An 11,756-nucleotide genomic window follows, 5' to 3' on the forward strand; every position below is an offset into this window, starting at 1 on the left:
ATACATCCCGAAACTCAGGAGAATTGAACATGGCAGCTAAAGAAGTAGTATTCGGCGACGCAGCGCGCGCCAAGATGGTCGAAGGCGTCAACATCCTCGCCAACGCAGTCAAAGTAACGCTGGGCCCGAAAGGCCGCAACGTGGTCCTGGAGCGCTCGTTCGGCGCCCCTACCGTCACCAAGGATGGTGTGTCGGTAGCGAAAGAAGTTGAACTCAAAGACAAGCTCATGAACATGGGCGCGCAAATGGTCAAGGAAGTTGCTTCCCGCACCAGCGACAACGCCGGCGACGGCACCACCACCGCGACCGTGCTGGCACAAGCCATCGTGCGCGAAGGCATGAAGTTCGTTGCCGCCGGCATGAACCCGATGGACCTGAAGCGCGGTATCGACAAAGCTGTTGCAGCCACCGTCGAAGAACTGGCGAAAATCGCCCGTCCTTGCACCACGACCAAGGAAATCGCCCAAGTTGGCGCGATCTCGGCGAACTCGGACTACTCGATCGGCGAGCGTATCGCTGAAGCGATGGAAAAAGTCGGCAAAGAAGGCGTCATCACCGTAGAAGACGGCAAGTCGCTGAACGACGAGCTGGACATCGTTGAAGGCATGCAGTTCGACCGCGGCTACCTGTCGCCATACTTCATCAACAACCCAGAGAAACAAGTTGCCGTACTGGACAGCCCATTCGTCCTGCTGTGCGACAAGAAAATCTCGAACATCCGTGACCTGCTGCCGGTACTGGAACAAGTCGCAAAAGCTGGCCGTCCACTGCTGATCATCGCGGAAGACATCGAAGGCGAAGCGCTGGCGACCCTGGTTGTGAACAACATCCGCGGCATCCTGAAAACTTGCGCAGTGAAAGCCCCTGGCTTCGGCGACCGCCGCAAAGCCATGCTGGAAGACATCGCTGTCCTGACCGGCGGCCAAGTGATCGCTGAAGAAGTCGGCCTGACCCTGGAAAAAGTGACCCTGGCCGAACTGGGCCAAGCGAAACGCATCGAAGTGGGCAAGGAAAACACCATCGTTATCGATGGCGCCGGCGAAGCTGCCTCGATCGAAGCACGCGTAAAACAAGTACGCGTACAGATCGAAGAAGCGACCTCGGACTACGACCGTGAAAAACTGCAAGAGCGCGTAGCCAAACTGGCTGGCGGCGTTGCCGTGATCAAGGTTGGCGCAGCCACCGAAGTCGAAATGAAAGAGAAAAAAGCCCGCGTTGAAGATGCACTGCACGCAACCCGCGCTGCCGTGGAAGAAGGCATCGTGCCAGGCGGCGGCGTAGCCCTGCTGCGCGCACGCGCCAACATCACGGTCAAGGGCGACAATCCTGATCAAGACGCTGGTATCAAGATCGTCCTGCGCGCAATGGAAGAGCCACTGCGCATGATCGTGCAAAACGCTGGCGAAGAAGCTTCGGTCGTCGTGGCAGCCGTACTGGCTGGCTCGGGCAACTACGGCTACAACGCTGCCAACGGCACGTATGGCGACATGGTTGAAATGGGCGTCCTGGACCCAGCCAAAGTGACCCGTTCGGCGCTGCAAAACGCCGCTTCGATCGCTTCGCTGATGCTGACGACCGACTGCATGGTCTGCGAAATCGCTGACGACAAAGCAGGCGGCGGCATGGGCGGCGGCATGGGTGGTATGGGCGGCATGGGCGGCATGGACGGCATGATGTAATGTCCGGCGGCCAGTCGCGCAGGCGACGGCGCGACTGGCCGCATACGCAGGGACAGGGCTGGCAGACCAAAAGCTGCCAGCGCCTCCCGGCGGCCCCGAAAGCCACCTTCTACGGAAGGTGGCTTTTTTTCGCCTGGTGATCTGGCAAACCCGTTTCGCAAACCCGTTTGGCAAGCCCGGCGATTGCCGGCCTGGGCGTTTTGCTTTAGCATGGCCGCCATCGTCCCTCTTTCCCATGCTCACCATCATGCCGCCACGCGCCTCCTCTTCCAAAACCACCATCATCGCCGGCATCCTGGCCGGCTTGCTGGCCGCCGGGCTCGGCGCTTTCTACCTGCACCAGCAATCCGCGCCGCAGGCAGACAATGCCCCCGCCGCGAGCAGCCAGACGGCGGCGCCGGAGCAGAACGCGCGCGCCATCGATGCCTTGATGGCTTTGCCGGAAATCAAGGCCTGGTCGGCGCATATCGAAAAGGCGTCGGGCGGCCGCGCCCATGGTGCCGTGATGGAAACGTCACCCGAGACGCGCCTCGTCGATGGCGTCGCCTGTTATCAGCTGAGCTTTTTCGAAAGCACGCCCGATGTGGCGCACCGGTGGGAGAGTTTCGTCGTTTCGCCCGACGGCAAGCGCATCCTCGTCGACGACATCGTCAGCGCTGAGCTGATCAGCCTGGAACAATGGCGCAAGGACAATGCGCCCATGCAGCGCGTCGCCACGCAGTAAGGCCCCTGCGCCGGCGACGGGCGCGATGGCCAGGGACGCTTGCCTTGCAGCGCAAGCTTTACTTTCTGGCATCGAAGCCCGATACTCGCCCACATGCCAGCCATCACTGTCCGTCCCCTCGCGCCAGACGACGTTGCCGCCTACCGCGCGCTGCGCCTGGCCGGCATCGCCGAACTGCCCGCCGCCTTCTGCACCACGCATGCGGCGGAAAGCGGCTTGCCGCTGGCACAGATAGCCCAGCGCTTGCGCGCCACTCCCCACCAAATAATATTTGGCGCTTTCGACGAGGAACAATTGATCGCGCTGGCCGGCCTGCGCCGCGAACCGATTGCCGTCGTGCATGACAAGGCCAGCCTGTGGGGTGTGTACGTGGCGCCGCAGGCGCGCGGGCGCGGCGCGGGACGGCAACTGGTGCAGGCCGCCATCACCCATGCCTGCGCCATTCCCGAACTGGGCCGCGTGCGCCTGGCCGTGGCGCAGGACAACCACGCGGCATTGACCCTGTACCTCGGTTGCGGTTTTACCCTGGAAGACTGTCCCGCATCGGATGGCATGCTGCAAATGCAGCTGTGGCTGCCCCGCCCGGCGCGCGCAAGTGCCGAAAGTAATGTCTTTATGAAAATCAATACCTTACAAATCTCTGCGAAATAGCGGACAGGCCGTTTTTTCTGTTGCAAGCAAACGCGGCAGGCCTTAGCATCGCGGCTTACAAAAAAAACTTGGGGGAGAGCCAATGTCATCGGCCGAGACACAAACCGCCACGGGCAAAATGCCGCGGCAAATACCGTACATCATCGCCAACGAAGGCTGCGAACGCTTCAGCTTCTATGGCATGCGCAACATCCTGACGCCATTCCTCATCAGCACCTTGCTGCTGATGATCCCGATCGACCAGCGCACGGGCGAAGCCAAGCACGTCTTCCACACCTTCGTCATCGGCGTGTACTTCTTCCCGCTGCTGGGCGGCTGGCTGGCCGACCGCTTCTTTGGCAAATACAACACCATCTTCTGGCTCAGCCTTGTGTATTGCGCCGGCCATGCCTGCCTGGCCCTGTTTGAAAACAGCGTCAACGGCTTCTATTTCGGCCTGTTCCTGATCGCCTTCGGTTCCGGGGGCATCAAGCCGCTGGTGGCCTCGTTTGTCGGCGACCAGTTCGACCAGACCAACAAGCACAAGGCCAAGCTGGTATTCGACCTGTTCTACTGGATCATCAACTTCGGCTCCTTCTTCGCTTCGCTGCTGATGCCGATGTTCCTGCGCGACTTCGGCCCGTCGATCGCCTTCGGCATCCCCGGCCTGATGATGCTGGCCGCCACCATCGTCTTCTGGATGGGCGCCAAGAAATACGTGCACGTGCCGCCGGCGCCGCCAAATCCCGATTCGTTCACCCGCGTGGCCCGCACGGCCCTGCTGGCGCGTGTCGATGGCGGTTCGCGTCCCGGCCTGTACGTGGCCTACGTCGGCGTGATCGGCGCCCTGTATGCGTTCTACAGCATTCCCGAATGGGGCTTCGTGATTGCCGCGTGTACCGCGCTGGTATTGCTGCTGGCCTTCGGCAGCATCGGCACGGCCATGCAGCTGGAACGCGCACGCGGCATCCACCCTGACGAAGCCGTCGAAGGCGTGCGCGCCGTGTTGCGCATCCTCGTCATCTTCGCCCTCGTCACGCCGTTCTTCTCGCTGTTCGACCAGAAGGCCTCGACGTGGATCGTGCAGGCGAACACCATGGAAAAACCAAGCTGGTTCCTGCCGGCGCAGATGCAGGCGCTGAACCCGATGCTGGTGATGCTGCTGATCCCGTTCAACAACCTGGTGCTGTACCCGATGCTGAACCGCTTCGGCCTGGAAGCGACGGCCCTGCGCCGCATGACGGCCGGTATCGGCTTTTCCTCGCTGGCGTGGATCGTCATCGGTCTGCTGCAGCTGGCCCTCGACAGCGGCAACGCCGTCTCCATCATGTGGCAGATCCTGCCGTACGCGCTGCTGACGTTCGGCGAAGTGCTGGTCTCGGCCACGGGCCTGGAGTTTGCGTACAGCCAGGCGCCCGTGTCCATGAAGGGCGCCATCATGAGCTTCTGGAACCTGTCGACCACGGTGGGCAACCTGTGGGTGCTGATCGTCAACCGCAGCGTCATGAACGAAGGCGTGATCGGCAAGATCGCCGAGAGCGGCATCAGCGTGACAGCTTTCCAGATGTTCTTCTTCGCCGCCTTTGCCGCCGTGGCCATGCTGGCCTTCGGCCTGTATGCGAAGCGCTACAAGATGGTGGATAACTACCGCCAGGCGGTCATCCCGGCGAAAGCGTGATGCCGGTTTGATGTAACGCAAAAGGGCGCCCTCGGGCGCCCTTTTTTACGTCGTCACCGTCGGCCCGTCGCGCCCCGTGCGTGCGCGGATCTGCGCCACTGTTTCCGCCACGGCGATCAGCCCCGCCAGCGCTTGCTGGGTCGGCAAGTCATGCTGCGCCGGATCGGCTGCGTAGCGCTCCAGGTACAGGCGCAGGGTGGCGCCTTCGGTACCCGTGCCGGACAGGCGCAGCACGATGCGCGCGCCGTCCGTCATGATGATGCGGATGCCCTGCTGCGTCGCCACCGAGCCGTCGACGGGGTCCGTGTAGCTGAAATCGTCGGCCAGCGCCACCGTGTAGCCGCCCAGCGCCTGGCCCGGCAAGGCGGCCAGCTGGCCGCGCACGGCCTGCATCAGCTGCGCCGCGCCGGCGCTGTCGATGTCTTCGTAATCGTGGCGCGAATAGTAATTGCGGCCATGGGTGGCCCAGTGGGCGCGCACGATCTCTTCCACCGATTGCTTTTTCTCAGCCAGCAGGTTGAGCCAGAACAACACGGCCCACAGGCCATCCTTTTCGCGCACGTGGTTCGAGCCCGTGCCGTAGCTTTCTTCGCCGCACAGGGTGGCCAGGCCCGCGTCGAGCAGGGTGCCGAAGAATTTCCAGCCCGTCGGCGTCTCGTAGCACGGTATGCCCAGCGCGCTGGCGACCCGGTCGGCCGCGCCCGACGTGGGCATGGAGCGGGCGATGCCTTTCAGCCCGGCGCGGTAGCCGGGCGCCACGGTGGCGTTGGCGGCCAGGATGGCCAGGCTGTCCGAGGGCGTCACGTCGAAGCGGCGGCCGACGATCATGTTGCGGTCGCCGTCGCCATCCGAGGCGGCGCCGAAGTCGGGCCCATCGTCGGCCGCCATGATGGCGATCAATTCCTGCGCGTTGACGGGATTCGGGTCCGGGTGGCCGCCGCCGAAGTCTTCCAGGGGCACGCCGTTGATGACGCTGCCCTTGGGCGCGCCCAGCATGCCTTCCAGGATGGCCGTCGCATACGGGCCGGAAACGGCGTGCATGCCGTCAAAGCAGATGCGCAAGCCGCCCGCGAACAGGGCGCGGATGGCGTCGAAGTCGAACAGCTGCTGCATCAGTTCCGCGTAATCGAGCACCGGATCGATCACTTCGACCGTCATCTGTTCGATGCACACCACTCCCAGGGTATCGAGGTCGATGTCGGCAGCGTCGCTGATGCGGTATTCGGTGATCGTTTGCGTGCGCGCAAACATGGCCTCGGTGACTTTTTCGGGCGCCGGGCCGCCATTGGCGATGTTGTACTTGATGCCGAAATCGCCGTCGGGTCCGCCCGGGTTATGGCTGGCCGACAGGATGAGGCCGCCGCTGGCGCCATGCTTGCGGATGACGCAGCTGACCGCCGGCGTCGACAGGATGCCGCCCTGTCCCAGCAGCACGCGCGCGTAGCCGTGCGCGGCCGCCATGCGCAGCACCGTCTGGATGGCCGCGCGGTTGTAATAACGGCCGTCGCCGCCCAGCACCAGGGTCTGGCCGCGGCAGTCGCCCAGCGTGTCAAAAACGCTCTGCACGAAATTTTCCAGGTATTGCGGTGCGCTGAAGACAGCCACCTTCTTGCGCAAGCCCGAAGTGCCGGGCCGCTGGCCGGCTATCGGCGCCGTATTGATGATTTGTATAGCCATCTTGCCTCCATATTAACTTCCCATGTTAACGCATGCCAGGCAAGCGGCAAAGCGTTGTACATCTGCCACGGTGCGCCAAGCCGCTTAGCACCACATCCCGGCATGACATATAATGAGAATCATTCTCATATGCGGCATTCCTGGCTGCGGACTCATACATCGGACGCCGTGGTTGCACGCTATTACCAAGAACTGTTGAACTTTTGCTGGCGCAGCTTGCGCAACCGCGAGGCCGCTGCCGACCTGGTGCAGGAAAGCTATGCGCGCGTGCTGGGCGAAGCGGCCGTGCGCGAACCGCGCGCGCTGCTGTACCGCACGGCGCGCAACCTGCTGATCGACAAGCACCGCCGCGCCGCCTTGCGCCAGCACGAGGAGCTCGACGCCCTGCCGGAGGCCGCGCATCCGGCCGCCCCCCGTCATCTGCAGCCGGAACAGGCGCTGGAAAGCAGCCAGGACTGGCAAGCCTGCGTGGCCGCCATCGACGCCTTGCCGCCCCGCTGCCGCGACGCCTTCGTGCTGCACGTGTTCGAGGAATTGCCGCACGCGCAAATCGCCGCGCGCATGGGCATTTCCGTGAGCATGGTGGAAAAACATATCGCGCGCGGCATGCTCAGTTGCCAGGCGCAGTTGCATTCTTTGCGGGAAGCCACATAATGGCGCCCATGACCGCCCACTCGCCCCGCCATGATTTCGGCCCCTCTGCCCAGGAGCAGGCGGACTTGCGCGAGTACGCCGACTTTGCCGCCACGCAAGATGGCGTGGCGCTGGCGGCTGCCACCTGGTTCAGCCGGCACGGCAACCTCGATGCACAGGGCCAGTCGGCGTTTGCCGCCTGGCTGGCGGCCGATCCGGCCCATGCCGAAGCCTACGCGCAACTGCAAAGCACGCACCGCGTGGCGCGCCGGATTCCCCCGCAGGTCGCCGCGCGCTGGGCAGTGCCGCCAGCCGCAACGCACGTGACACCGCAGGCGCCGCGCCGTCATTGGCTGCGCGCGCTGCCGTATGCGGCCGCCGCCATGTTGCTGCTGAGCGTGGGCGCGGGCGGCTACCAGTGGTGGCAACAGCAAGCCGTATTCAGCCAGTCGTATGCCACCGTGCGCGGCCAGCGCCTGGCCGTCGCGCTGCCCGACGGCAGCAAGCTGCAGCTCGATACGGCCACGCAGCTGCACGTCACCCTGTACCGCCAGCGGCGCGAAGTACGCTTGGCGCACGGCGAAGCGCTGTTCCAGGTGCAATCGAAGCAGGGCCAGCCCTTCGACGTGCTCAGCGGTCCCCTGACAGTGACGGTGGTGGGCACGCAGTTTTCCGTGCGCAATACCCTCGAGCACGACGGTAAGCTGCGCGTGGCCGTGCAGCATGGCCAGGTGCGTGTGGCGGGTGCGCGGCAAGACCGGGTCGACCTGCGGGCAGGCCAGGGCGTCAGCAGCGATGCCAGCGGCCGCCTGTCGGCCATCGCCAGCCTGGCCCCGGGCAGCGTGGCGCCGTGGCGCGACGGCAGGATCACCTTCGACAATGTGCCGCTGGGCGCGGCGCTGGCCGAGTTCGAACGCTATGGCGACACGGGCTTCGTCGTGCGCGATCCCGCCGTCGCCAGGCTGCGCATCGGCGGCAGCTTCAGCCTGACCCAGCTGGACCGTTTCGCCGCCGCCCTGCCGCAGCTCTTGCCCGTGCAGATCGTCCGCAGCGGCACCGTCAGCACTATCGGCATGGCGCCGAAAGCTGCCGCGCAGGCGCCGGCCATGCACCTGCAAGAAAATAAATGAAAATAATTCGCATTCGCAGGTGAGGGTTTTCTCCGCTGCTGCGTCTACCAAGTTAATCGACAATAAATTAACCTGGAGAAATGCAACATGTGGTCCCCCCGCCTCAATCTGACACCCGCTCCCCTCGCCCTGGCCGCCATGCTGGCCTTGGGCAACATCCCCCTGGCACAGGCGCAAACCTTGTCCCCCGTCAAACTGGCCATCGCCGCCCAACCGCTGGGGCAAGCCCTGAATGAGCTGGCGCGGCAAGCCAATCTGCAACTGCTGTTTGCGCCGGAACTGGTGGCCGGCAAGACGGCGCCCGCCGTCAGCGGCACCCTGAGCGTGGCCGACAGCCTGGAGCGCCTGCTGGCCGGCAGCGGCCTGGCCGCCAGCATCGACGGCAACAGCGTCATCATCCGCCCGGCGCCCGCCGCCACGGGCAAGGTGGCGACCCTGGCGGAAATCACCGTCAGCGCGCGCCAGGACGCGACCATCGATACCGAGCTGACGAAGTCGTATGCGGCGCAAGCGGTGAGCATCGGCAAGGGCAGGCAAAGCCTGCGCGACATTCCCCAGTCCGTCTCCGTGCTGACGCGCCAGCAGCTGAACGACCAGAATTTGCTGAGCCTGGACGACGCCATGCGCGGCGTGACGGGCATCACCGTCGAAGCGAGCAGCACGGGCGGCAACCACGGCAATTTTTACTCGCGCGGCCATGCGCTTGACTCGGTGCAGGTCGATGGCGTGATGACGCCCGCCAGCACGGGTAACGACCTGTCGGCCGGCTACGGCCTGGCCATCTATGACCGCGTGGAAGTGCTGCGCGGCCCCGCCGGCCTGTTCCAGGGCGCGGGCGATCCGGGCGGCACCATCAACCTGGTGCGCAAGCGGGCGCGCGACACCTTCGCCGCCAGCGGCGTGCTCAGCGCGGGTTCCTGGGACCGCTACTATGCGGAAGCGGACGTGACGGGCCCCCTGAGCGCGGACGGCAAGGTGCGCGGCCGCCTGGTGGCCGCGTATGAACACCGGCGCTCCTTCGTAGACCATGTGTATGCGGGAAAACCGCTGCTGTACGGCACCGTGGCCATCGACCTGGCGCCGGGCACCGTGCTGACGGGCGGCGTCACCTGGCAGGAATACAAGGGCCGTCCCGCCTTCGGCCTGCCCGCCTATGAAGACGGACGCCTGCTCGACGTGCCCCGCTCCACCTACCTGGACCCGGCCTGGAACCACATCACGGAAAAGGTCACGGAATATTTTGCCGAACTCGATCACAAGCTGGACAACGGCGGCCAGTTCAAGGTGACCGCCCTGTCCCGCGAACAGGACGAACCATCGCGCCGTTTCGGCTGGTCCGATTGTTCGGCAGACCCTGTCACGGGCGACAGCTGCCTGAAAACCTGGAGCTACCGCAGCCACTGGAAGACGCAGGGACTCGATGCTTACCTGGCCACGCCCTTCCAGGCGTTCGGCCGCAGCCACGACCTGATCGTGGGCGCCGACTACCGCCAGGTGCACAAGAATTTCCGCTACGGCGGCGGCAAGGTCACCCCGATCAACATCTACCATCCGGATAACAATATCCCCCAGGCCAGTTACACTTTTACTGACGGTAACGACAACCGCACCAAACAGTTCGGCCTGTACGCGCGCACCCGCCTGCAGGCAACGGACCGGCTGGCCGTCAACCTGGGCGGGCGCCTGACGCACTGGGACAACCATGCCGTCAACCGCAATACGTATTTCAACCAGGTCACCGACGTCAGCAACACCATCAGGGCCAAGTTCACGCCGTACGCGGGCCTGGTCTATGAGCTCGACAAGCAGGTGTCGGCCTACGGCAGCTACACGCGCATCTTCTCGCCCCAGACCACCACGGACGCAGCAGGCCAAACCCTGAAGCCGCGCACGGGCCAGCAATTCGAACTGGGCTTGAAGGCGGAGCTGTTCGACAAGAACGTCAATGCGCATGCGGCCCTGTTCCGCATGGAAGACGAGAACCGCGACATGCCCGATCCGGCCAATCCGCTGTTTTCCATCGGCGCCGGCAAGATGCGCAGCCAGGGCCTGGAAGCCGAGCTGAGCGGCAGCCCCCTGCCGGGCTGGAACATCACGAGCGGCTATTCCTACACCAGCACGCGCACCCTCGAAGGCAGCGATGACCAGAAAGCGCAACTGTATTCCTTCATCGCGCCACGCCACAACTTCAACCTGTGGACCAATTACCGGCTCGCCGGCGCGCTCGACAAGATCAGCGTGGGCGGCGGCTTGCGCAGCGTCAGCAGCATGTACCGCCTGAACGGGCCCGTGAAATTCGAACAGGGCCCCGTCACCACAGTGGGCTTGCAGGCGGGCTACCGCCTCAGTCCCACGCTGGAGCTGTCGTTGACGGTGAACAACATGTTCGACAAAAAATACTACACGCGCGTGTGGGCCGCGTATGGTTCCAACTTCTATGGCGAACCGCGCAACGCCATGCTGACCCTGCGCGGCCAGCTGTAAACTCGCGCTCCCGCGCACGCACGGCCGCCGCGTCACTGCGGTGGCCGTGCGCGTTTACAACATCACACTCTTGCATGTCTCGCAACCTCGCACTATAATAAGAATAGTTCTCATTCACATTTGGATTCCGTTCGGAGTCTGCATCTCGCATGTCCTGCCTGCCATCGACCGGCCAGGACGGCATGGCCGATGCGCAGCTGGATGACACGCTGCGCCAGCCAGGCATCCCTGCCAAGCAAGCCTTCCCATATCCATAACGCAAAAAGGTCGTTTCATGGCGCGAGCACGTTCGCTGGCCGGCGCTGCCGCCGCCACTTTCCGGTACTTTGCACCGCTGCGACAACCACGTTTCTCACCACAAACTAAGGCATACACCATGCACCTCACTTCCATCGCGCGCCTCGGCGCCCTCGCCGCCCTGCTGGGCGCGGCCCTCGTTTCCGGCACGGCCAGCGCGCACCAGATCTGGCTGCAGCAGGACGGCAAGGCGGCCAGCGTGTACTTCGGAGAATTCGGCGACAACCTGCGCGAAGCCTCGCCCGGCTTGCTGGACAAGTTCAGCATCAAGAACGTGACGTGGGTGTCCGCCAAGGGCGCGCAGCCGTTGCAGGCGAGCAAGACGGCCGGCGCGTTCATCCTGAATGGCAAGGTGGGCGCCGGCGAAAGCATCATCGTCGAGGAAGACAACTACCCGTCGTGGGAAGAGAAAAAGGATGGCAAGGCCACGCGCACCGTGTGGGTCCCGGCCGCGCGCCTGGTCGCCGACGGCAAGGCGCAAGCGCCCGCGCTGACCCTGGACCTGGTGCCGACCGGCAAACCAGGCCAGTTCCAGGTCAGCTACCAGGGCAAGCCGCTGGCGCAAGCCAAGGTCAACGCCGTGGTGCAGTCGGGCTGGGGCAAGGAAGCGTGGAGCGATGCGCAAGGCCTGGTCAGCTTCCCGCTGCCATGGAAGGGCACCTATGTGCTGGAAGTGCAGCACACGGACAAGACGGCCGGCCAGCGCGGCGCGCAAGCCTATGACAAGGCCATGTTCGTGACGACCCTGAGCCTGGTGCAGCCGCAAGGCGTGACGCCGCTGCCGGCCGGCCCGGCCCTGCCACCGAGCAAGGATCACGACTGAC

The 11,756-nt window shown here is 64.4% G+C and carries 9 protein-coding genes; 8 read left to right on the forward strand and 1 reads right to left on the reverse strand.

All coding sequences use genetic code 11. The annotated features are described in order from the left end of the window. Positions 1 to 29 precede the first annotated feature (29 nt). The 4 genes from groL to O3299_RS15265 all read left to right on the forward strand — a co-directional run bounded on the left by groL (position 30) and on the right by O3299_RS15265 (position 4,711). Positions 30 to 1,679, forward strand: a complete 1,650-nt coding sequence (groL, locus tag O3299_RS15250; RefSeq protein ID WP_034786546.1) for a chaperonin GroEL — start codon at positions 30 to 32, stop codon at positions 1,677 to 1,679. A gap of 247 nt (positions 1,680 to 1,926) precedes the next feature. Next, entirely contained in the window at positions 1,927 to 2,403 is a 477-nt protein-coding gene (locus tag O3299_RS15255) for a hypothetical protein (RefSeq protein ID WP_305062618.1), read from the forward strand. Positions 2,404 to 2,496: 93 nt separating this feature from the next. Then, positions 2,497 to 3,054 (forward strand): GNAT family N-acetyltransferase, encoded by a 558-nt coding sequence (locus O3299_RS15260; protein WP_305062619.1) that lies wholly within the window; start codon positions 2,497 to 2,499, stop codon positions 3,052 to 3,054. Between the two features lie 118 nt (positions 3,055 to 3,172). Continuing rightward, positions 3,173 to 4,711 carry an oligopeptide:H+ symporter gene (locus O3299_RS15265; protein ID WP_171985176.1) on the forward strand — a complete coding sequence of 513 codons (1,539 nt, stop codon included), beginning with the start codon at positions 3,173 to 3,175 and terminating at the stop codon, positions 4,709 to 4,711. Positions 4,712 to 4,756: 45 nt separating this feature from the next. On the opposite strand, the gene O3299_RS15270 is transcribed toward O3299_RS15265, so the two are convergent. Then, on the reverse strand, positions 4,757 to 6,388 hold the full coding sequence (locus O3299_RS15270) for an alpha-D-glucose phosphate-specific phosphoglucomutase (protein ID WP_305062620.1): 1,632 nt from the start codon (positions 6,386 to 6,388) through the stop codon (positions 4,757 to 4,759). Between the two features lie 168 nt (positions 6,389 to 6,556). Here O3299_RS15270 and O3299_RS15275 point away from each other — a divergent pair, with 168 nt between their 5' ends. The 4 genes from O3299_RS15275 (at position 6,557) to O3299_RS15290 (ending at position 11,755) form a co-directional block, all read left to right on the forward strand. Beyond that, the gene (locus O3299_RS15275; protein WP_289903810.1) at positions 6,557 to 7,042 is read left to right on the forward strand and encodes a sigma-70 family RNA polymerase sigma factor; all 486 of its coding nucleotides are present in this window, start codon (positions 6,557 to 6,559) and stop codon (positions 7,040 to 7,042) included. Next, positions 7,042 to 8,151 carry a FecR domain-containing protein gene (locus tag O3299_RS15280; protein WP_305062621.1) on the forward strand — a complete coding sequence of 370 codons (1,110 nt, stop codon included), beginning with the start codon at positions 7,042 to 7,044 and terminating at the stop codon, positions 8,149 to 8,151. Before O3299_RS15275 ends, O3299_RS15280 begins: the two co-directional genes overlap by 1 nt. Before the next feature lie 87 nt (positions 8,152 to 8,238). Beyond that, a complete protein-coding gene (locus tag O3299_RS15285; RefSeq protein WP_305062622.1) occupies positions 8,239 to 10,635 on the forward strand; it encodes a TonB-dependent receptor in 2,397 nt (798 codons plus the stop codon). A 376-nt stretch (positions 10,636 to 11,011) separates the two neighbouring features. Next, complete coding sequence (locus O3299_RS15290) at positions 11,012 to 11,755, forward strand: DUF4198 domain-containing protein (RefSeq protein ID WP_305062623.1); 744 nt, start codon at positions 11,012 to 11,014, stop codon at positions 11,753 to 11,755. Position 11,756 lies beyond the last annotated feature (1 nt).

Origin of the sequence: Janthinobacterium sp. SUN176 (assembly GCF_030587335.1) — a bacterium.
GTDB lineage: Bacteria > Pseudomonadota > Gammaproteobacteria > Burkholderiales > Burkholderiaceae_D > Janthinobacterium > Janthinobacterium kumbetense.

Coding starts and splice junctions, on each gene's coding strand:
- O3299_RS15260 (WP_305062619.1), top strand. CDS start 2,497: ATGCCAGCCATCACTGTCCGTCCCCTCGCGCCAGACGACGTTGCCGCC.
- O3299_RS15265 (WP_171985176.1), top strand. CDS start 3,173: ATGCCGCGGCAAATACCGTACATCATCGCCAACGAAGGCTGCGAACGC.
- O3299_RS15285 (WP_305062622.1), top strand. CDS start 8,239: ATGTGGTCCCCCCGCCTCAATCTGACACCCGCTCCCCTCGCCCTGGCC.
- groL (WP_034786546.1), top strand. CDS start 30: ATGGCAGCTAAAGAAGTAGTATTCGGCGACGCAGCGCGCGCCAAGATG.
- O3299_RS15270 (WP_305062620.1), bottom strand. CDS start 6,388: ATGGCTATACAAATCATCAATACGGCGCCGATAGCCGGCCAGCGGCCC.
- O3299_RS15255 (WP_305062618.1), top strand. CDS start 1,927: ATGCCGCCACGCGCCTCCTCTTCCAAAACCACCATCATCGCCGGCATC.
- O3299_RS15290 (WP_305062623.1), top strand. CDS start 11,012: ATGCACCTCACTTCCATCGCGCGCCTCGGCGCCCTCGCCGCCCTGCTG.
- O3299_RS15280 (WP_305062621.1), top strand. CDS start 7,042: ATGGCGCCCATGACCGCCCACTCGCCCCGCCATGATTTCGGCCCCTCT.